Raw genomic sequence first — 20,659 nt, 5'->3', positions numbered from 1 at the left:
GTAAAAAGTCGAAATGGAAAAGTCTGTTTCGTTCTACTAGGAAAGCCCCAGGCGCTCGCCCCGATACTTACCATCAAGGATTCGCTGCCACCACTCACGATTTTCCAAAAACCAAGCCACGGTTTTGCGAATGCCGGTTTCGAAGGTTTCTTCAGGATGCCAGCCCAGCTCTTGACCGATTTTCGAGGCATCAATGGCATAACGAAGATCATGTCCCGGTCGATCGGTGACATAGGTGATCAGCTCTGAAAAACTCGCGATACCCTCTGGTTTGTCGTCAACCAGCGCATCCAATTCGGCGCAGATGGTGTTTACGACGTCGATATTTTGTCGCTCGTTATGCCCACCGATGTTATAGGTTTCACCAACAACACCTTCAGAAACCACCTTCACCAACGCCCGCGCATGATCCTCAACGAACAACCAATCACGAATCTGCTTGCCATCGCCGTAGACGGGCAATGGCTTGCCGGCTAGGGCGTTAATGATCATCAGAGGAATCAATTTTTCCGGAAAATGATAGGGACCATAATTATTCGAACAATTGGTCACCAATACCGGCAGCCCAAAGGTACGATTCCAAGCTCGCACCAAGTGATCACTGGATGCCTTACTGGCGGAATACGGTGAGCTGGGCTCATAGGCCGTCGTTTCCGTGAACAATCCTTCCGGGCCCAAATCCCCGTAAACTTCATCCGTCGAAATGTGATGAAAACGAAAGGCTTCCTTGGCAGCGTCACCCAACGCTGACCAATAGCCCCGAGCGACCTCCAACAAGGTATAGGTGCCCACGATGTTGGTTTGAATAAAATCCGAAGGCCCATCGATGGAACGGTCGACGTGACTTTCCGCCGCCAAATGCATGACCGCATCTGGCTGAAAGCGCGCAAACGCTGCCGTCATCGCAGCTTGATCGCAAATATCAGCGTGCAGAAATTCGTAACGGTCACTGTCAGCACAGGGAATGGATTCTAAATTACCAGCATAAGTCAATGCATCCACATTCAGCACGTGATGGTCGGTATCAGCAATCAGGTGTCGAATAACCGCGCTGCCGATAAAGCCTGCACCGCCGGTGACTAGTATTTTCACAATCCTACGTCCTTATTAATCAAATATCTCAGGATGAAAGAACATCGATCTGCAAGCCGAGTTCCTTGGCCAGACCAACAAATGTTGGAAAAGAAGTCGCCACGTTGGCGCAATCGTCAATGGTAATTGGCGCAGTAGCACGCAGTCCTGCCACGGCAAAAGCCATCGCGATGCGGTGATCTCCCAGACTATCGACGACACCGCCCCCAATTTCACCGCCCTCAATGATAATCCCATCAGGCTTCGGCTCTGCCTTTACCCCTAACAGAGCGAGACCATCGGCCATCGCCTGAATTCGATCACTCTCTTTCACACGCAGTTCTTCTGCGCCAGAAAGTACAAAACGGCCCTGCGAGCAGGCTGCAGCCACGAATAATGCGGGAAACTCGTCGATGGCAAGAGGAACCTGATCCTCAGGAACTTCGATCCCCTGTAATGGAGTATAACGCACCCGAATATCTGCGACCGGCTCACCGCCAACCAAACGTTCATTAGACAATGTGATATCAGCACCCATCAGCTTCAATATCGTTATCACTCCATCACGAGTTGGATTGATGCCAACGTGTTGCAGAGTGACATCAGACCCTGGCGCAATGGCTGCAGCCACCATAAAAAATGTTGCTGAAGAGATATCGGCTGGCACTTCAATAGACGTCGCCTTAAGGCTTTGCCCTGGAGACAGAGATACCGAATTCCCCTCTCGGACGACCTCTACGCCAAACGCAGAAAGCATCCGCTCAGTATGATCCCTTGTCGGCGCAGGTTCTGTGACACGGGTCGTGCCCTCGGCATACAACCCTGCCAAAAGCAGGCAGGACTTAACCTGTGCGCTGGCCATCGGCATGGAATAGTCGATACCGGTTAACTGAGCGTTGCCATTTATCACCAATGGCGGCACCCCGTTTACTCCGGTTTCAATATCCGCCCCCATCAATGACAAGGGATCGGCCACTCGCTTCATAGGGCGTCGGCTGAGGGATTCGTCCCCCGTCAGCGTCGAGGTAAACGTCTGCCCGGCCAACAAGCCCGACAACAACCGCATAGACGTTCCTGAATTGCCTAAATACAACTGACCGGGAGGTTGCTCCAAACCATTTAGCCCGACACCGTGCACCTTGACCTTGCCTTGATCCGGCCCTTCAATGACGACCCCCATGTCTCGAAAGGCTTGCAAGGTCGCCAACGCATCTTCCCCTTCCAAAAACCCTTCGACGTCCGTAACACCTTCAGCAATTGAGCCCAACATGATGGAACGATGAGAAATAGACTTGTCACCAGGCACACGACAACTGCCTTGTATGCTGCCGCCCGGCAGAACGTGAAACTTACTCATGACTTTTTGAGATTCCGAATTGTAGGCCTGTCTGGCCAGCATTTTGGTAAAATGATCCCGGGCGGATTTCGCACGGGTAAAGACGCCCAGCAGATAGGTACTGTCATCTGTCTCAACCGCAGAACGCAACCGCGACAGGTTGTCTGTAAAGAGGTCTAGTGATTGCAACACAGAGGCGCGATTCGCTCGCATAATATCGTGCCACATCACCGGATCACTGGACGCTATGCGGGTAAAGTCCCGAAAACCACCGGCCGCATAGCGAAAAATATTTTCGTTCTCCGAATCATGGGCAAGTGTATCTACGAGGGAAAACGCAATCGCATGAGGCAGATGACTCGTGGCTGCCAATACTTGATCGTGCTCCTCGACCGGCATGGTCAACACCTCAGCACCGGCAAGCTCCCACAGCTTTTTAACTTTTGCCAGATGTTCTGGTCCTGTTTCTGCAGTCGGAGTCAGAATAACGCGATGGTCCACATACAGTTTATCATTGGCCGCCTCTACCCCACTCTGCTCTGAACCGGCAATGGGGTGGCCACCAACAAACTGAGCGGGCAAATGACCAAAAACACGCCTGACCGCATCGATAACCGAGCCTTTAACACTGGCGCCATCAGTGATGGTCACCGACGGCGATATTCCCGCCGCATGAATATCCTGCAGAATGTTTTCTACGGATAACGTTGGCACGGCAATCAGTATCACGTCTCCCGCACCCAATTCGGAGACGAGATCGGTCAGCTGAGTGACAGCGCGATCAACCACATTCAACTTTTCAGCAGCCCGGCAGGTCTCTTCGCGACGCGCGACCCCAATGACACTGCGGCAATGGTTTTGACTCTTCATCGCCTTGGCCAGACTGCTACCAATCAACCCAAGCCCAATAACGACCAGTTTGTTTATCTGGATAGACACCCGGGTCCTCTTATATTCGTATGTAACCGCAGAACATGCGGATTAATGACTGACTGTGAAAAGAGTTCATACCGCGAACCGAAGAGTCAAAGCAGCTTGCCACGCCCTGTCGCAAAAAGCGTTATTTAACGGTACGAGTTATTAAGTGAACGTCTACAGCAAACCTTTCGGGTATGAACCCAAAATTTTGAGATCGGCGGCTCGACTGGAAACTTCCTGTAACGCGGCTTTGACGTCAGGGTTATCAACATGGCCATTGAAATCGATAAAGAAGACGTAATTCCAGTTACCGCTGCGGGATGGACGTGTCTCAACCCGAGTCAAGTCAATCCGATAACGATGAAAGGGCTCCAGCAGATCGTGCAAAGCGCCCGGTTCGTTGCGCATCGCGATGACGACAGAAGACTTGTCTTCTCCGCAGGGAGGGACATCTTGAGTGCCGATGATCAAAAACCGAGTCGAATTGTCCGGACGATCTTCGATCTTTTCCGCTAAAATATTGAGGTCGTACTTCTCCGCAGCCATCTCGCCGGCAATCGCGGCAGCATTCCATTCGCCCTTAAGTCGTTTCGCAGCCTCAGCATTACTGCTGACCGCGATACGCTCAGCTTTCGGGTAGTTGGCATCCAACCATTTACGACATTGAGCCAGGGACTGAGAGTGGGAATAGATGCGCGAGATGGCGTCCTGACGAGTCACGTCTGAAATCAACAAATTGTGATGGATACGCAACACCACCTCACCACAAATTTTGATATTCGAATCTACAAAACTGTCGAGGGTATGATTAACAACACCCTCGGTTGAGTTTTCTACCGGTACAACACCATACTGAACCGCACCGGCCTCGACATCCCGAAACACCTCGTCAATGGTTGCGGCGGGAGATGTCTCAGCGCCGTGGCCGAAATGTTTAATCGCAGCTTGCTCGGTAAAGGTTCCTTCCGGCCCGAGATAACTCACCTGCACGGGCTTTTCGAGTGCCAAACATGCCGACATAATTTCCCGAAACAGCTTACCGATAACCTCATCACCAAGAGGGCCTTGGTTGCGGTCCATCGCTTTGCGCAGCACTTGGGCTTCGCGTTCGGGGCGATAATATACAACCTCCCCCCCCTGCTTTTGCTTGACCTCAGCCACACGCTGCGCGCACCGAGCGCGGTCGTTAATCAGATCACCAATTTGGCGATCAATGGCGTCAATTTCATCGCGCAGGGCCAACAACGCCTTCTGCTCGTCATCTTGATCCATGTTTATTCCTCTTCGGAAGATGGTGCCTCACCATCCTCCGCGTCCTCACTACTTTCCTCAACGCGGGCTACACCCACCAGATGCTCATCGGTGCGTAACTTAATTAAACGTACACCCTGAGTGTTACGGCTTAGGATAGATACCTCGTCCACACGGGTACGAACCAGCGTGCCCTGATCGCTGATCATCATGATCTCATTGCCTTCGAAGACCTGAACCGCTCCGACAAGGGCTCCATTACGCTCATTGGTCTGCATGCCGATGACGCCCTGATTGCCGCGACCTTTGGCCGGGAAATCATCGACGCGGGTACGCTTGCCGTAACCGAATTCACTGACCGTCAGCACACTGCCATTTTCTTCCGGTATGACCATGGAGATCACACGCTGGCCTTCCTGTAACCGGATACCACGAACACCACGGGATGTGCGGCCCATGGCGCGAACATCAGCCTCGCGGAAACGCGCCGCTTTACCCGTATCGGAAAAGAGTATCACGTCGCACTGCCCGTCGGTAATCGCGGTGCCGACCAGGCTGTCGCCCTCGTCAAGATCGATCGCCCTGAGTCCCACGGTACGTGGACGAGAGAACTGCGACAAGGTGGTTTTCTTCACGGTTCCCATCGAGGTCGCCATAAAGATGTAATGGTCATCGTCATAACTTTTAACCGGTAGAATCGAGGTAATTCTCTCCCCCTCTTCCAACGGCAGCAAGTTAATGACCGGCCGTCCTCTGGACTGGCGACCCGCCACCGGGATCTGATAAACCTTCAACCAATACACTTTACCGGCGTTGGTAAAACACAAAATAGTATCGTGGGTACTGGCGACCAATAGATGCTCGACGAAGTCTTCGTCTTTAACCTGCGTTGCAGCCTTGCCCATACCGCCGCGTTTCTGCGCCTGATAAGCGTCGACCGGCTGCGACTTCGCGTAGCCGCCATGGGAAATGGTAACCACACGATCTTCAGGATTGATCAAATCTTCGATGGTCAGATCTTGCTGAGAGCTTTGAATGTCTGTGCGACGTTCATCGCCGTAGGTAGCGTCAATCAACTCCAATTCTTCGCGAATTACCTGCATTAGCCGCTGAGGATTGGCCAGAATTTGCATATATTCTGCGATCTGCTCCAGTCGCTCCTGGTATTCCGCCAGCAGCTTGTCGTGTTCCATACCGGTAAGGCGATGTAGGCGTAAATCGAGAATCGCCTGGGCTTGAACCGGAGACAAATAATAACTCTCACCATGCAGACCAAATTGAGCTTCTAGCTCATCAGGCCGACAGGCTTCGGCACCGGCACGCTCCAGGAATTCCCGCACATCGCCAACGGGCCAGCCGCGTGCGATCAATGCATCCTTCGCATCTGCGGGGGTTGGAGAGGCTTTAATCAGCTCGATCACTTCGTCGATATTGGCAATGGCGATTGCCTGCCCTTCCAAAATATGACCGCGCTCACGAGCCTTGCGCAGCAAGTAGACTGTTCGGCGGGTCACCACCTCACGCCGGTGGCGAACAAAGTAAACCAAGAGCTCTTTGAGATTTAATAATCGCGGCTCACCGTCCACCAAAGCAACGATGTTAATACCGAAGACACTTTGCAGTTGGGTTTGAGCATACAGATTATTGAGGACCACCTCGCCCATCTCACCGCGCTTAAGCTCAATGACCACGCGTAATCCGTCTTTATCGGACTCGTCACGCAACTCAGAGATACCCTCGAGTTTACGGTCTTTAACCAGCTCGGCAATCTTCTCGATTAGACGAGCTTTATTAAGCTGATAGGGAATCTCGTGAATGATGATGGTTTCACGGTTGTGCTTATCGTCCCGCTCGATTTCAGCTTTGGCACGAATATAAATGCGGCCGCGCCCAGTGCGATAGGCCTGCAAAATTCCGGCACGGCCGTTGATGATGCCTCCCGTTGGGAAATCCGGCCCAGGAACGATATCGATCAATTCATCGATCGTGATGTCTTCATTATCGATGTAGGCAATACAGGCCTTTATCACCTCACGCATGTTGTGCGGAGGAATGTTGGTCGCCATCCCCACGGCGATGCCCGAGGAACCATTAATAAGCAGATTAGGGACCTTGGTTGGCAGCACACCTGGCATTTGTTCCGTACCGTCGTAATTGGGTACGAAATCGACGGTCTCTTTTTCCAGATCCGCGAGCAGCTCGTGGGCGAGCTTCTGCATACGAATCTCGGTATAACGCATGGCGGCAGCGCCATCACCGTCAATGGAACCGAAGTTGCCCTGCCCATCCACCAGCATGTAACGAAGCGAGAACGGCTGCGCCAATCGAACGATGGTGTCGTAGACCGCAGAATCGCCGTGGGGATGGTATTTACCGATAACATCCCCGACCACACGGGCAGACTTTTTGTACGCCTTGTTCCAGTCGTTTCCCAACTCGCTCATGGCAAACAGTACGCGCCGGTGTACCGGCTTGAGTCCATCCCGAACATCGGGTAGAGCTCGCCCAACGATTACGCTCATCGCGTAATCGAGGTAGGACTGCTTTAGTTCATCTTCAATATTGACAGGGAGTAGTTCTTTGGCCAGTTCAGCCATAGAGGAGGGTTCCTTCTGGTCTCGCTGAGGGTTATATTAATCGACTAATTATACCAGAAAATCAGTAGCATAAGCAGAAATCATCAACATTGTTCAAGAAGTCGCCAAAACATTGACTCCCCGACACACAGAATGGATTCGAGAGTAAGCGTTCGTCGCCGGATTCGATCAATTAATAAGCGACACCTCAGCAGCACCACTAAGCTTGAAACAACAATTCCTTTCTGAAGCCAACCAAGAGATGTCTATGACCGCTCCAACCCAGACTCCCGAACTGATCGTCGAGTGTCGCTGGCTGATTCCCGTGATTCCAAAAGATTCGCTTCTGGAAAACCAGGCACTGGCCATTCTGAATGGCCGCATTATCGACCTTTGCTCCATCGACGAAGCGCAACGGCGTTATCCCGACAGTGCGCGGACTCAATTGAACTCGCACCTAGTGATTCCCGGACTGATCAACGTTCACAATCACGCGGCCATGAGCCTATTGCGTGGTTACGCCGATGACTATCCCCTGCAGGAGTGGCTGGAACAGCACATATGGCCGGCAGAGGGCAAATTCGTGAGCGCCGATTTTGTCCGCACTGGCACTCGACTGGCAGCCGCTGAAATGATTCGCAGTGGCACCACCTGCTTTGCTGACATGTACTTCTTTCCTGAAACCGCTGCAGAGGTTGCTGCAGCTGCCGGCATTCGCGCGCGCCTAGCGTTTCCAATCATGGACTTTCCAACGGCCTGGGGTCAGGGCCCTGAAGAATACATCGACAAAGGTGAGCAGCTGATTCGCGCTCATCAGAAGGATCCCCTGATCACCATTGCCTACGGCCCCCACGCGCCCTACACCGTATCCGACACGCCGTTAAAAAGAATTATTGAGGGCGCACAAAACACCGGTGCCTCCATCCAAATTCACCTCCACGAAACTCAAAAAGAAGTGGATGACGCTCTTGCGGCCGGTGGCGATCGCCCCATCCGCCGATTGCACAACTTGGGGTTGTTGAGCCCCACTACCGAGTGTGTCCATATGACCGCACTCACCGACGAGGATATGGACATACTGCAAACCACGGGCGCCCACGTCGTACACTGTCCCCGTTCCAATATGAAGCTCGCCAGCGGCTTTTGTCCGGTAGATGCCTTACTGGAACGGGAGATCAACGTCGCCCTGGGCACCGACGGCGCCGCCAGCAACAATGGGCAGGACCTCATCGCCGATATGCAGCTGGCCGCCTTGTTAGCGAAAGGTTACAGCGGCAAGGCTACAGCGCTAAATGCCCATGCAGCACTGCGAATGGCAACCCTCAACGGTGCTCGCGCCATGAACATGGAGGCAGACCTGGGATCCTTGGAAATCGGCAAGTGCGCGGATTTGGTCGCACTCAAACTCGATGCACTGGAATTTCAGCCCCTGTACAATCCGGTTTCAACGCTGGTTTACAATGGTGTTACGCGACACGTCAGCCACGTCTGGATCAACGGTCAACTACGGTTGGATGACTTTCAGTTAACCAGCCTGTCAATGGCCGATCTGCAAGAAGAAGTCGCAGACTGGCAACAGCGCATCGCCTCAGTAAACCAAACCTCCTGATACAGCAACAAGCGGATAGAGTTATGCAAGCCAATGTCGATCTCAGTGAAGTGGCAAAATTTGAAGCCCTGGCCAGTCGCTGGTGGGACAAGCACGGTGAATTCAAACCCCTTCACGACATTAACCCCCTGCGCTGTAATTACATCGACAGCCATTCTCCCGTAGCAGAGTGTCAGGTGCTGGATGTCGGTTGCGGCGGCGGCATACTGTCGGAAGGTTTAGCCTATCGCGGCGCAACCGTTAAAGGAATCGACGCCAGCCACGGCCCGCTGCAAGTCGCCAAGCTGCATGGTTTAGAAAGTGGACTGTCCGTTGACTATGAACAAATCACCGCCGAAGAGTTAGCCGAGCGTGAACCCGAGACCTATGACGTCGTAGCCTGTCTGGAAATGCTGGAACATGTACCCGATCCCGCCTCAGTCATCGCCGCCTGCGCGCGTATGTGCAAACCGGGTGGTTATCTCTACTTCTCTACCATTAATCGGAACCCCAAAGCCTACGCCCTGGCGATCATCGGAGCGGAATACGTGATGCGGTTTTTGCCCAAAGGCACCCACGACTACGAGAAGTTCATCCGGCCATCGGAACTCGCTGGCTGGATTCGCAACGCGCAACTCGATCTGCTGCACATGACAGGCTTGGTCTATAACCCCTTTACCCGCCAGTTCAAGCTGAAGGAAAAAGACGTGGACGTAAACTATATGGTTTGCGCACGTAAACCCGCTGGAGCCGATACCCCATGAGTCTAAAAGCGGTTGTTTTTGACCTCGACGGGACACTTCTCGACACTGCCCCGGATTTTATCTATGTCTTAAACCTACTGAGAGAGCAGCGACAACTGCCCCCTCTCCCCGATGAAGACATTCGCAAAACAGTCTCCGACGGCGCCCGCGCCCTGGTAACCCTTGGCTTTGGAATTCAGGAAGGCGACGAGGGTTTTGATGCACTGAAGCAAGAATTCCTTACCCTCTACCTCAAGCACTTGGCCACCAAGTGCGAACTGTTTCCCGGAATATTGGAGCTACTGGAATACTTGCGAGACAGAAACCTCAGTTGGGGAATCGCCACCAACAAACCCGAAATCTTTACCCTGCGGTTGCTCGAATCCCTGGAATTGCGACCCGCCTGCATCATCTGCCCAGATCACGTGGGGAGCCCCAAACCCGACCCAGAATCACTCTATTTGGCCGGACGTCTGCTGAATTGCCACAGCGATGAGATAATTTTTATCGGCGATCACCAGCGGGACATCGACTGTGGTCTTTCGGCGGGAAGCATTACCATCGCCGCCGCCTATGGCTACATCAAAGAAACGGATAATCCCAGCAACTGGGGCGCTCACCACATCGCCTACCAGGTTGCGGATATTCGCAGCGTAATTGAACAGTATATATAGACGCCAGAAACCCACTGCCACGCCAGAACCGAGAGCGGCGTGTCATGTGCAACAGAATTACAGAGGTAGATTATGAACTCCCTGCCAACCGGCTATACACCCCGTGCAGACTTGCTGAAAGACCGGGTCGTATTAATCACCGGTGCCGGCGACGGTATCGGCAAAGCGCTTGCCCTGGGCTGCGCCAAAGCCCAGGCCACCGTCGTGTTACTGGGCAGAACCACCGCCAAACTGGAAGCAGTCTACGACGACATTGAACAACTGGGTTTACCCCAACCGGCGATTTTTCCGGTCAACCTCGAAGGTGCCTGTGAAAAAGATTATCTGGATCTGAGCCAGGCGCTGCTCGATGAATTTGGCGCTCTGCACGGATTAATTCACAACGCCGCAGATCTGGGCGAAAAAACCCCATTGCGCAACTACTCCGCCGATCGTTGGCAGCGCGTCTTCCAGGTCAATGTCATCGCGCAGTTTTTACTCACCAAAAGTCTGCTGCCAGTCTTAGAGCAGGCCGATAACGCTTCCGTCATATTCACCGGCTCGAGTGTCGGCTACGAAGGCCGAGCCTACTGGGGCGCCTACGCTGCCTCCAAAGCAGCGAACGAAAATATGATGCAGACTCTCGCTCAGGAATGCGAGGGCGCCACCAACATACGCGTGAACAGCATCAATCCAGGCGGAACTCGGACGACCATGCGCGCCCAGGCTTACCCCGCCGAAAATCCCGAGACAGTAAAAAGTCCTGAAGCATTGATTCCCTGGTATCTCTATTTACTCGGTGAAAACAGTGTTGGCGTCACCGGCCAGCAATTCAGCTACCAGGTACAAGACAGCTAAACGCGAAGGGAAAATGCGCTTGAGGATTGCACTGTGCCTCTGAGCGGTTAGAATCCCCGCCATCAACGTAAACAGGAACCGCAATTTATGGGTAGAGCCTTTCAGAACCGCAAGGAATCCATGGCCAAAACGGCCGCGGCTAAGACTAAGGTTTACAGCAAATACGGACGCGAGATCTACGCCTGCGCCAAAAAAGGTGGTGTAGAGCCCGATGGGAATCTCGCGCTACGCAGCTTGATGGATCGCGCCAAAAAAGATCAGGTGCCAGCGCACGTCATCGACAAAGCCTTGGAAAAAGCCCGCGGTGGCGGTGGCGAAGATTTCGATGTGGCGCGCTACGAGGGATTTGGTCCCGGCAACTGCATGGTGATTGTTGAGTGCTTAACCGACAATCCAAACCGCACGTTTGGAGACGTTCGCCTCTGCTTCACCAAGACCAAGTCCAAGTTGGGTACCCAGGGCTCGGTCAGCCATATGTTCGACCACTGCGCGATTTTGTCTTACACCGGAGATGATGAAGAGGCGACACTAGAAGCGTTGATGGAAGACGATGTCGATGTAACCGATATCGAATGCGAAAACGGCATGATCACCATCTTTGCGCCTCAAGCCGAATTCTTCAAAGCCAAGCAAGCACTGGCTAATGCCTTTGGTGAGATCGATTTCGAGGTCGAAGAAATTCAGTTTTTGCCGCAGACCACGACGCCGATTCCCGAAGAAGAGCAAGAGATGTTTGAGAAATTTCTCGATATGCTCAACGAACTGGACGACGTGCAAAACATTTATCACAACGCTGAACAGTAGAGCTCATCGCCAGCAATGGTAGGTGTGTTACTGCGGGAGCCACCCTCCCGCAGCCTGCACTGGCGATGGGTCGCCCGGTGAATTCACCCAAAAAGCAACCGCTTGACGACGCGGGCCGGTATCTTGCCCCTGGGGTGAATCCAATGCGGTCTCCTGCATTCCCTCCACATCCGACTTGTGCGCATCTTCCTCAAAAAAACCTGCCGCCAGCCATTCAGGACGGTGAGACTGCCAACGCCCGGAATGGGATGTAAGCGCCTTATACTTGACCACCACAAAATTTTCTCGTAGCTGCCGGCCTTGGTTTTCTCCGCTGGCAATCTCGGTGGTTCGGTCAAATCCCAACAACGCAATGTTCAACTGCAGTGCCCCAGCGGTTTGACCCGCAAAACTCGCCGCTAGGCGCTCCTCGTTAACCCGCACACGCAACTGCCCAACCCGACGATCTCCCGGCCCAGGCAAAGCTTGCTGATTGAAAAAACCTCGCCACTCTTCCCCCCCGTAAAAAAACGCCGGAGTGTAAAGTGTTTCAACATGCCCATAGAGTCGGTAGCGACGATGACGCTGGGAAAAAAAAATGCTGGCATAGGGATCCTTCCACCCCAAATGATCCCAGTAATCGACGTGCAGATTGACCGGTACCAGGTCACGCCAAAGTCGAGGGCTCTCCAACAGCGTCGACATCCACGACGCCGCCGGCGGGCAACTGCTACAACCCTGCGATGAAAACAGCTCCAACAACTGCACCTGATCTTCTCCACTGGCAAAAAATATTTGGTGCTCGGGTCGGTGCGATTGATCAACATCCGACTGCGCCAGACATGCGGCAGGAAGAAGCAATAACGACAGAAGTGTCTGTTTTGGATCGGGAAACATAGCCATTTATCTGAAAGGAATCTTTACTTAGTCATGGAAGCCCACCGAATAGTTCAATGGGGGCAAGCCCTGCAGTATCGGCGAAAACCTTTCCCGCTGAAGAAACGTAAACTTAGCAATCTTTGATCGAGTCCCTCACTCATTGAGAGGCAATGTCAGAGCAAATATAAACCGTGAAAACCAGCCGCCAGGTAAAACAACCATGACCAACAGCCTTGTCGCTGAAAACAACCCTCCCAGGGATTCCAAAATTCCCGTCGGCTTAAGTGCTTGTCTCGAAGGCCAGTCCGTTCGCTACAACGGCGGCCACTGCCAATCGGCCCTGTGTCTGAAGACACTCAGCAACTACTTTCAATATCGCACCTTTTGTCCCGAGGCCAGCGCTGGCTTTGGAATTCCCCGACCAGCCATGCGGTTGGCTGGTGACCCGCAATCCCCAAAACTGATTTATGTGGATTCTGACAAGGGCACGGATGATCTGGCGCCACAACTTCGAACCGGGATGGAAAACGAGTTGACGCAACTCGATGGCCTCGATGGTTATATCCTGATGAAAAACAGCCCCAGCTGCGGTCTTGAGCGGGTAAAAGTCTACATGGACAATGGCTATCCTCACAAAGACAAAGGTTCTGGTTTGTTTGCCAAAGCCCTGCAGGAACGCTACCCGCTTATGCCCCTGGAAGAAGAAGGTCGCTTACACGACCCTGCCCTGTGTGAAAACTTCGTCCTTCGAGTCTATGCGCATCACCATTTCCGCAACGAAGTACGTGCCGAACCGACCTACGGTAATCTTCTCGCCTTCCACAGCAGCTATAAATTTGTCCTGCTCGCCCACAGCCAACCGATTTACCGGGAACTGGGCCGCTATTTGGCCGATGCCAGTCGAACACCGATTGACGAGGTACTCGAGTACTATCAAAGCGCCTTGGTGCAAGCCATGGCGAAACCCGCAAAACGCAGCGGCCACACCAATGTGCTGATGCACCTGTTGGGGTTTCTGAAACACTCTGTTGACGGCGCCGCCCGCCAGAACATCGTTGACATCATTCATCGCTATCGTATTGGTCAGATTCCACTGATTACTCCACTAACACTGTTGCGCCACTACATCGAACGTGAAGGCAGCCATTATGTGCGCGCTCAACGCTACTGGGAGCCCTACCCCGATGACCTCGGACTGAGAAATCGCCTGTGAATTTAATATGGTTTAGAAACGATTTACGCCTGGCGGATAACCCAGCTTTTCATTCCGCCATGAGTCGCAAGGAGCCCTGCCGAGCAGTCTATGTCGCCTGCCCCGACCAGTGGCAGGAACACGGCGACTCTCCGGCGAAAATAGGATTGCAGTCAGGTTTATTGGCAGATTTAAAACAACGACTTGCCAAAAAGCATGTCCCTCTCGATCTGCTTGAATGTCACCACTTTGCCGATGTGCCTGAAACCCTAAAAAACTACTGCCTCAACTGGGACTTGCAGAGGGTTTACTGGAATCAAGAAGTACCCGTCAATGAACAGGCTCGAGACAAGGCCGTTACTGACCTACTCAAGAAACAACACATTGATGTGAGCCGGCATCAGGCAGATTTATTGGTCGTACCAGAAACTCTTCTGACGCAACAAGACACCCCTTTTAAGGTGTTCACTCCCTGGTACCGTCAATGGTTAACGCAGCTGCAAGACGATGTATTGAATCCCCTGCCGGTGCCAAGAGCCGCTCCCGATCACTGGTCTGACGTCGATGAAGAATCCACACTGACATTGCCTGGATCCGGAGACTTTCGCGACGATATCTGGCCTGCAACCGAGAAAGCGGCGCAAAAATCTCTAAAAGATTTCGCAGAGCATCGCGCCAACACCTACCTTGATGCCCGCGACTATCCCGGTATTAAAGGAACCAGCTTGCTGTCTCCCTACCTTACCGTCGGCGCGATCAGCGCTCGTCAGTGTGCTCAGGCAGCGGCACAACAAGCCAGAGAAAACGGCAACGAATGGCGGCAGGATCCTTGGATTCGTGAAGTTGCCTGGCGCGAATTTTATCGTTACTTGATGGTTCATTTTCCTCGGCTCTGCCGAGAACAACCTTTTCGACTGGAAACCAAAGCGATTCCCTGGTCTAACAACCGTCATCATCAGCGCGCCTGGGAGGAAGGTCGAACCGGTTTCCCTATTGTCGATGCCGCCATGCGGCAGCTGTTGCAAACCGGCTGGATGCACAATCGGTTACGTATGGTGACGGCGAGTTTCTACACGAAGCTGTTGTTTCTCGATTGGCATCAAGGTGAGTCGTTTTTTATGAACCATCTGATCGATGGTGATTTCGCCTCCAACAACGGCGGTTGGCAGTGGAGCGCATCGACCGGTTGTGATGCGCAACCCTGGTTTCGAATTTTCAATCCGGAATCTCAATCCAAAAAATACGATGCAGAAGGGAAATTTATACGCCGTTTTCTGCCTGAGCTGGAATCCCTCTCCGACAAGCAGATACACACCCCCACCAGCGAACAACGTCGGAAATTGGATTATCCACAACCCATTATCGACTATCGTGAAGCGCGCGCTACCGCCCTGGAAACCTTCAAAGCAACCCTAGGCAGTCAATCCGACGACTGATGCATCGCCTCTACGGATAATAATTTTCATTGCTAAGTCGCATAAAGCCCTGCATGTCAGGGCTGCAATAGGGTCTTAAAAGCCCCTCAAAGCGCACCATTAATCCCTGTATCAGCAAACCCGGGCTTTCTGTTGCCGCCGCCATTTCTCGATAATTAAACCAGTTGAGGAGAAGAATGAGGGCCACATCCAGCGGCGGCTGTTCTCGCTCATCAGGAGAAGGCTCTGCCTGAGACGTAGCAATCGATGCCAACAACAAGGTAACCAGCTTGATTTTGGCCAACAAAATCCGGTTAATCGAACCATGAATTTCCGGAAACTGTTCACGTATATCCGTCAGACTGCGGAACAAAAACCGATACTGGTACATCAACTCAGCGAGTGCGTAAAAGTTCAGCCAACTGTCTTCGCTACCCGCTTCAGATTGCACTAACGGTATCAAAAAACCCTTCTGCAAGGCATCTTCATAACGCTCCAGAAGACTGACCAGGATTTCCCCTTTACCTTTATAGTGGTAGTACAGATTTCCAGGACTGATTTCCATTTCGTTGGCGACGTCAATCGCCGCCAGATTGGCTATGCCAAGCTCGTTGAAAAGCCTCAGGCTGACCTGCAGTATTCTCTCTTTGGTTTTCATCCAACTCCCTGATTTACTGCTCCGGGCTGGCTCTGAACAATGGGGTACTTGGCGGTAAACGAAAGGCAAAAATGACTGTATTCCGCGGGGGTCACTGAAAACTAATGAGAATTTGGACGTCATTTTTAACGCAGCGAATACAACGCAGTAAACTATTCAGAGCCTCCTAGTATGCATATTCTAGAATTTGTCGCTAATATCCCTAACCATCAAGGTGAATTCGAAGCCATCACCAGATGGTGCGCGCACAAATGTTATAGGAAATCATCGTAGATTGATGTTTTCTTCCGCGCCAACGGGGTTGCCGCCCTATTCTGAACACGGGTTGTGTTTTTATCGTAAAGAGATGTTGAAGCCGTTTTATGAAAGATATTAAAAAAGCCTACGAAAAAACAGAAGAAATCAGCCGTAAAATTTGGCTGGCTGGTTTAGGGGCCTATGGCCAGAGTTTTGATAACTTGCAAAACGGCTACGAAAAAGTCAATGCAGAGACTCGAGGCTTCTTCGAAAAGCTGGTTGCCCGAGGGGAAGAGCTGGAAAGCCAGACTCAGAAAATCCTCTCTGAAACACAGCAGGCCGCTGTCGAAAAAACCAATGCGGCACTCAGTGCACAGAAGGAAAAACTCAGCGCCAGCGCCGAAAAACTGCAATCCCTAACGAAGGATATTCCTCTCGGCAAACTGAAAAGTGACTCTATTCCGCTGGATAAACTGAGCGACTCGATACATCACCGCCTCGAAACCATCCGCAAGCGTGTTGATGCCTTTGTCCCAGCCGTGATTTCACGCGAACAATTGCGCACGCTCAATGAGAAAATCGACGAGTTGTCTGCCCAGGCGGCACAATCGAAAACGGAGCCCAAACCAAAAACACCGCGTAAGCGCGCGGCTGCCACCAAGAAACCAACAGCCGCAGCACCCGGTAAAGAAATGCCCAATAGCGGTGAAAGCAACCCAGAATAAAGCCGGGCTTGCTGGAAAAGCGTCGCCAGATCCAGAGAGATCTAACGGCTATTCGAACTCTGCACCAATATCAGCTCGCAGCAAGCCTTTGTACGCCATGGCGGCGGTGCTGTTGCCCTGAATCACATCGAAAACTTTGCGAGAGATGGGCATTTCGATGCCGTACTGGTCCGCCAATTCCATCACCGTCGGCGCGCTTTTCACACCTTCGGCTACCATGTGCATCTGATTGACGATCTCATCAATGGTTTTCCCCTGCCCGAGATGGAATCCAACATGGCGATTTCGAGACTGCTCACTGGTACACGTGGCCACCAGATCGCCAACGCCGGCAAGTCCAGCGAATGTTTGAGCCTGACCACCCATGGCAACGCCCAGCTGGGTAATCTCAGCAAGTCCCCGACTGATGAGCGCTGAACGGGTATTTTCTCCCGCCCCCTGGCCGTCACCCATTCCCGTCGCCAACGCAATGATGTTTTTGAGCACGCCACCCAACTCGCAGCCGATGACGTCATTGTTGGTATAAACACGGAACAAGCCGCTATTAAAGATATTTTGTAGCTCCTGCACGACAATGGGATCTTCCATTGCAATAACACTGGCTGCGGCGTATCCAGCCATCACTTCTCGCGCCAGATTGGGACCGCTTAACACCCCCGCAGGATGCCCAGGTAGAACGTCGACAATGACCTCTGTCATGCGCTTTCGAGTGCTTAATTCTAGCCCCTTGGTCAAGCTGACCACAGGAACCCAGGGACGAATATGTGGCTGAACTTGCTCCAAAACCTTGCGGAAAGACTGAGACGGAATTCCCATGATGAGAACATCGCAGTTCGCCACCAAGCCTTCCAGGTCCGTTGTTGCTTTGAGACGCTGGTGTAATTTTGCGCCAGGTAGGTAGCGTTCGTTTGAGTGCTTGTGGTTAATTTCTTCCACAGTCTCAATATTGCGAGCCCAGAGAGTGGTCTCGGTATTGCGGCTCACCAGAGACGCCACCGTTGTACCCCAGCTCCCGCCACCCAATACTGCGACATTCAGTTTCATAGTTCCTCCCATTAACCACGACGATCAGCGCGAGATGTCATCCTCTTCGCTGACCACAAGTGTCTGTAAATACGTAAATTTTTCTTGTTTGGGATCATAGTGATCCCACAATGACGATAGGTGCAAGTCGTCCCTACACGTTAGGAGATCTAACCACTCCCGAACAAAACTACTCCTCAGTGCCGGTACGGCGCTGCTCCTGAGCCCGCTTGCCGGTCGTCTCAGCTGCAGCTGCGGCATCGCCCTTCGAGCCAGACATCGCCTCGTCGGCCGCCCGCTTTGCCTCGCTGACTTTCTGCTCCTGCTCACTGGCGAAGTGAAGAGACATCTCAAAGGCTTTGCGGGTAAACGCCAACACCTCATTAAAGCCTTCATCGGAAAGTTTACGAGCGGCATCTCGAGAGCGATAAATCTGTAAAAACTGTAATTCGCGCTCGGCTTGCAGCATGATTCGATCAACACCAACCGCTTGCAACATTTTCCATACCCGGGGACTGTAAACCCTGGCATATTTCATCACAAAAGGCACAGGATCATTGCGCGCATAAAACGAGGACAACCTCAGCAGCACCTCAAACGGCAAGGCGGCCTTGCCCTCTTCCACACTGCGCAGTAAATCCGGATCGTGCAGGTCGATCGCTTTTGAAACATCGTCCAAACTGACGCCCGCGACCTCACGCAAATCGCGCAACGACCGCCCCGCCTTACCGAGCAGCTCAAGCTGTTCAGGTGTATTTTTGAACACACGAAAAGTTGTATCGCGAGTTTTTCTGGCGGCGAATTTCACCGCCTGGGATGACAGCTCCGAAACGCCACCAAACAGGGTCGCAAACAGATTTTCCCCTGGTTGATCATGGCTTTCCGCCTTCAGTACCGATCCCGTCGACTTAGCGGCGTCTTTTTCGTCGTCGACACCATGAGCGCTATCAAACTTAGCGGGCGGATTCTCAACCCCTGACGACGCCGGGCTTTCAGACTTTGCTTCAGAATCCGCCATACATCCCCCTTTAGGAAATATGTTTATCGAGGTAGGAATCGATCTCCCGACGCAGTGGTCCCTCGAACATTGAGGCCAACATCCCAAGTTTAATCTTCAGGTCGAGCTTTTGAGGATCTACCGCCAAGCGGCCGGAAATCCCCTTGGGTGCACATTTAAAATCTACCGTATCATCATTCCAGGCATAGGTGACCCCATGCTCTTTCTCCAGACGATCCACCAATTTCTGTGCCGCATCCCTGACCTCGTTCAGTTCCATGGAATGAGTGCGTTGAATTTCGATGGTTGCCATAGGTCTTTCTCTCTGCTTCAAATTGTATCCGGACGCTAAGCTTCGACCCGAAAAGGGAGAAGAATCTCCCACTAACTCGTGTATCTACTATATGGGGTAAAAACAGCATTATTCAATTCACAATCGCCAGCACCGGCCAATGGCCGGCGATCTGCCCCTCAGGATGCACTTCAGTTTTGCGCTATGAAAAACTGTATAGCGCGACTTGTTGCTCCAGAACAACACATTTCTGATCAACCATGCTAAATTGTCAGCCACTGGTTCGAAAGGGGGGCGAAACAGTGATTGACTACGAACAGGTTTTTCGTGACAGTTTTTTGCGCGCAGTCGGTAACTCAAGCTATAACGCTGACTTTATTGGTGAGTTCTATCGGATATTTTTCACCAAGTCCGACGACGTTGCCCGGTTGTTCGCCAACACCAATATGAGTGCACAGAAAACAATGCTGCACGACTCCCTAGAAACGTTGGTTGAATTTTATACCACCCGCAAACTCACCCAACAACTCCAACATCTTGGCAAAGTTCACGGCTCCCGGGGGCATGCAGTTCCCCTTTATCTGTTTGACCAGTGGGAAGACAGCCTGATGGAAGCGCTGCAATCTTTTGACAAAGACTATTCTGAAGACGTTGAACTGGCCTGGCGTTTGGTTTTGGCACCGGGGATCACCTATATTAAGTTTGTCAGCAGCCATTAGTAGCGTCGAAGCAATGATCATCGACAACAGTTGACAGTCGGATCCTGAGTGATAGAATGCGCACCTCTTCGTTAGGGACCGCCCTGCAACGCTAAGTGAAATCACATTACTAGCCTTGTATTCCACCGGTTTCCGACACTATGGGGCCTTAGCTCAGCTGGGAGAGCGCAACACTGGCAGTGTTGAGGTCAGCGGTTCGATCCCGCTAGGCTCCACCAATTTTCCCGTACTATTCGTCATCCCCCCCCCAGCTCTCACCAACTAGTGAAATCCCCCCTAATCAGAATCCTTGCATGATTTGCCAGCAGCCGCTGTAAATTTAACAAACGCCCCCTTCAATTTCTGGCTCCCTTGTGGTCGTTCCAAACCAACTCGCCTTCCCTTTGGCACGCAGAACACTTTTCAAAATCACATTGTCATCCGCATCCTCGCCAGGACGTCAAAATACGTCAATTTGCAACACAGCCTGGCAATACTGTGCCGTACAATCAACGCGTCCAAATTCAGCACGACTTAGCCTTATGACATTTCGGCTGGGCGCGCTTTTTGCTGGCGATTAATAACTACAGCATGGTGGCGCCCTATCCGCGGTATACCGCTTATTCCAGACCTTTGAAAACGATGGATGACAGGCAAACACCCGCTCCCCTAGATTAAAGTACAGGAGCCCAGAAGTAACATCTCCACCGCGATACCCTTACCGAGCAAACATCGTTCGATGCCGCTCACTCTCATTATTGCATCA

18 protein-coding genes and 1 tRNA gene are annotated in these 20,659 nt (G+C 52.3%); 10 read left to right on the top strand and 9 right to left on the bottom strand.

Annotated features, from left to right (window positions below; translation table 11 throughout):
• Nucleotides 1-36 precede the first annotated feature (36 nt).
• The 4 genes from rfbB to gyrA form a co-directional block, all read right to left on the bottom strand.
• A complete protein-coding gene (gene rfbB, locus ACXAFR_RS15480) occupies nt 37-1,092 on the bottom strand; it encodes a dTDP-glucose 4,6-dehydratase (protein WP_475178502.1) in 1,056 nt (351 codons plus the stop codon).
• Nucleotides 1,093-1,120: 28 nt separating this feature from the next.
• Entirely contained in the window at nt 1,121-3,346 is a 2,226-nt protein-coding gene (locus ACXAFR_RS15475) for a bifunctional prephenate dehydrogenase/3-phosphoshikimate 1-carboxyvinyltransferase (protein ID WP_475178501.1), read from the bottom strand.
• A gap of 153 nt (nt 3,347-3,499) precedes the next feature.
• Nucleotides 3,500-4,597 (bottom strand): prephenate dehydratase, encoded by a 1,098-nt coding sequence (gene pheA, locus ACXAFR_RS15470; protein ID WP_475178499.1) that lies wholly within the window; start codon nt 4,595-4,597, stop codon nt 3,500-3,502.
• Between the two features lie 2 nt (nt 4,598-4,599).
• Nucleotides 4,600-7,173, bottom strand: coding sequence for a DNA gyrase subunit A (gene gyrA / locus ACXAFR_RS15465; protein ID WP_475178498.1), 2,574 nt, complete (start codon nt 7,171-7,173; stop codon nt 4,600-4,602).
• Nucleotides 7,174-7,420: 247 nt separating this feature from the next.
• On the opposite strand from gyrA, the gene ACXAFR_RS15460 reads away from it, so the two are divergent.
• The 5 genes from ACXAFR_RS15460 to ACXAFR_RS15440 all read left to right on the top strand — a co-directional run bounded on the left by ACXAFR_RS15460 (nt 7,421) and on the right by ACXAFR_RS15440 (nt 11,798).
• On the top strand, nt 7,421-8,761 hold the full coding sequence (locus ACXAFR_RS15460; RefSeq protein WP_475178496.1) for a TRZ/ATZ family hydrolase: 1,341 nt from the start codon (nt 7,421-7,423) through the stop codon (nt 8,759-8,761).
• Between the two features lie 23 nt (nt 8,762-8,784).
• Nucleotides 8,785-9,504 carry a bifunctional 2-polyprenyl-6-hydroxyphenol methylase/3-demethylubiquinol 3-O-methyltransferase UbiG gene (gene ubiG, locus ACXAFR_RS15455; protein WP_475178494.1) on the top strand — a complete coding sequence of 240 codons (720 nt, stop codon included), beginning with the start codon at nt 8,785-8,787 and terminating at the stop codon, nt 9,502-9,504.
• On the top strand, nt 9,501-10,157 hold the full coding sequence (locus tag ACXAFR_RS15450; protein WP_475178493.1) for an HAD family hydrolase: 657 nt from the start codon (nt 9,501-9,503) through the stop codon (nt 10,155-10,157). The genes ubiG and ACXAFR_RS15450 overlap by 4 nt, the downstream gene beginning before the upstream one ends.
• A gap of 72 nt (nt 10,158-10,229) precedes the next feature.
• Nucleotides 10,230-10,994 (top strand): YciK family oxidoreductase, encoded by a 765-nt coding sequence (locus tag ACXAFR_RS15445; RefSeq protein WP_475178491.1) that lies wholly within the window; start codon nt 10,230-10,232, stop codon nt 10,992-10,994.
• Between the two features lie 87 nt (nt 10,995-11,081).
• The gene (locus ACXAFR_RS15440) at nt 11,082-11,798 is read left to right on the top strand and encodes a YebC/PmpR family DNA-binding transcriptional regulator (protein ID WP_475178489.1); all 717 of its coding nucleotides are present in this window, start codon (nt 11,082-11,084) and stop codon (nt 11,796-11,798) included.
• A gap of 27 nt (nt 11,799-11,825) precedes the next feature.
• On the opposite strand, the gene ACXAFR_RS15435 is transcribed toward ACXAFR_RS15440, so the two are convergent.
• On the bottom strand, nt 11,826-12,674 hold the full coding sequence (locus ACXAFR_RS15435) for a DUF1223 domain-containing protein (protein ID WP_475178487.1): 849 nt from the start codon (nt 12,672-12,674) through the stop codon (nt 11,826-11,828).
• Nucleotides 12,675-12,876: 202 nt separating this feature from the next.
• Between ACXAFR_RS15435 and ACXAFR_RS15430 the strand changes: the two genes are divergently transcribed.
• On the top strand, nt 12,877-13,869 hold the full coding sequence (locus tag ACXAFR_RS15430; protein WP_475178485.1) for a YbgA family protein: 993 nt from the start codon (nt 12,877-12,879) through the stop codon (nt 13,867-13,869).
• On the top strand, nt 13,866-15,284 hold the full coding sequence (locus ACXAFR_RS15425; RefSeq protein WP_475178484.1) for a cryptochrome/photolyase family protein: 1,419 nt from the start codon (nt 13,866-13,868) through the stop codon (nt 15,282-15,284). Before ACXAFR_RS15430 ends, ACXAFR_RS15425 begins: the two co-directional genes overlap by 4 nt.
• 10 nt (nt 15,285-15,294) lie before the next feature.
• Here ACXAFR_RS15425 and ACXAFR_RS15420 read toward each other — a convergent pair whose 3' ends face one another.
• A complete protein-coding gene (locus tag ACXAFR_RS15420) occupies nt 15,295-15,921 on the bottom strand; it encodes a TetR/AcrR family transcriptional regulator (protein ID WP_475178483.1) in 627 nt (208 codons plus the stop codon).
• A 362-nt stretch (nt 15,922-16,283) separates the two neighbouring features.
• On the opposite strand from ACXAFR_RS15420, the gene ACXAFR_RS15415 reads away from it, so the two are divergent.
• A complete protein-coding gene (locus ACXAFR_RS15415; RefSeq protein ID WP_475178481.1) occupies nt 16,284-16,883 on the top strand; it encodes a phasin family protein in 600 nt (199 codons plus the stop codon).
• 48 nt (nt 16,884-16,931) lie between these two features.
• Here the strand turns inward: ACXAFR_RS15415 and ACXAFR_RS15410 are convergent, their stop codons facing one another.
• From ACXAFR_RS15410 to ACXAFR_RS15400, 3 genes are all read right to left on the bottom strand, one after another.
• On the bottom strand, nt 16,932-17,927 hold the full coding sequence (locus ACXAFR_RS15410; RefSeq protein WP_475178479.1) for an NAD(P)H-dependent glycerol-3-phosphate dehydrogenase: 996 nt from the start codon (nt 17,925-17,927) through the stop codon (nt 16,932-16,934).
• Between the two features lie 169 nt (nt 17,928-18,096).
• Nucleotides 18,097-18,924: a hypothetical protein gene (locus tag ACXAFR_RS15405; protein WP_475178478.1), complete on the bottom strand. Its 828-nt coding sequence runs from the start codon at nt 18,922-18,924 to the stop codon at nt 18,097-18,099.
• A 10-nt stretch (nt 18,925-18,934) separates the two neighbouring features.
• Entirely contained in the window at nt 18,935-19,216 is a 282-nt protein-coding gene (locus ACXAFR_RS15400; protein ID WP_475178476.1) for a polyhydroxyalkanoic acid system family protein, read from the bottom strand.
• A 281-nt stretch (nt 19,217-19,497) separates the two neighbouring features.
• On the opposite strand from ACXAFR_RS15400, the gene ACXAFR_RS15395 reads away from it, so the two are divergent.
• Entirely contained in the window at nt 19,498-19,914 is a 417-nt protein-coding gene (locus ACXAFR_RS15395) for a globin (protein WP_475178474.1), read from the top strand.
• A 142-nt stretch (nt 19,915-20,056) separates the two neighbouring features.
• A tRNA-Ala gene (locus ACXAFR_RS15390) sits at nt 20,057-20,132 on the top strand.
• Nucleotides 20,133-20,659: the final 527 nt, after the last annotated feature.

The organism is Pseudomaricurvus sp. ABR4_320, from assembly GCF_056159445.1.
Note: the sequence above shows the minus strand (reverse complement) of the source record. Positions and strands in the feature narration are given on the sequence as shown.

Bases quoted from the DNA above. Each gene is read 5' to 3' on its own strand.
- ACXAFR_RS15450 (WP_475178493.1), top strand. From the start codon at position 9,501: ATGAGTCTAAAAGCGGTTGTTTTTGACCTCGACGGGACACTTCTCGAC.
- ACXAFR_RS15435 (WP_475178487.1), bottom strand. From the start codon at position 12,674: ATGTTTCCCGATCCAAAACAGACACTTCTGTCGTTATTGCTTCTTCCT.
- ACXAFR_RS15430 (WP_475178485.1), top strand. From the start codon at position 12,877: ATGACCAACAGCCTTGTCGCTGAAAACAACCCTCCCAGGGATTCCAAA.
- gyrA (WP_475178498.1), bottom strand. From the start codon at position 7,173: ATGGCTGAACTGGCCAAAGAACTACTCCCTGTCAATATTGAAGATGAA.
- ACXAFR_RS15400 (WP_475178476.1), bottom strand. From the start codon at position 19,216: ATGGCAACCATCGAAATTCAACGCACTCATTCCATGGAACTGAACGAG.
- ACXAFR_RS15410 (WP_475178479.1), bottom strand. From the start codon at position 17,927: ATGAAACTGAATGTCGCAGTATTGGGTGGCGGGAGCTGGGGTACAACG.
- pheA (WP_475178499.1), bottom strand. From the start codon at position 4,597: ATGGATCAAGATGACGAGCAGAAGGCGTTGTTGGCCCTGCGCGATGAA.
- ACXAFR_RS15405 (WP_475178478.1), bottom strand. From the start codon at position 18,924: ATGGCGGATTCTGAAGCAAAGTCTGAAAGCCCGGCGTCGTCAGGGGTT.
- ACXAFR_RS15445 (WP_475178491.1), top strand. From the start codon at position 10,230: ATGAACTCCCTGCCAACCGGCTATACACCCCGTGCAGACTTGCTGAAA.
- ACXAFR_RS15460 (WP_475178496.1), top strand. From the start codon at position 7,421: ATGACCGCTCCAACCCAGACTCCCGAACTGATCGTCGAGTGTCGCTGG.
- ACXAFR_RS15420 (WP_475178483.1), bottom strand. From the start codon at position 15,921: ATGAAAACCAAAGAGAGAATACTGCAGGTCAGCCTGAGGCTTTTCAAC.
- ubiG (WP_475178494.1), top strand. From the start codon at position 8,785: ATGCAAGCCAATGTCGATCTCAGTGAAGTGGCAAAATTTGAAGCCCTG.
- ACXAFR_RS15415 (WP_475178481.1), top strand. From the start codon at position 16,284: ATGAAAGATATTAAAAAAGCCTACGAAAAAACAGAAGAAATCAGCCGT.
- ACXAFR_RS15440 (WP_475178489.1), top strand. From the start codon at position 11,082: ATGGGTAGAGCCTTTCAGAACCGCAAGGAATCCATGGCCAAAACGGCC.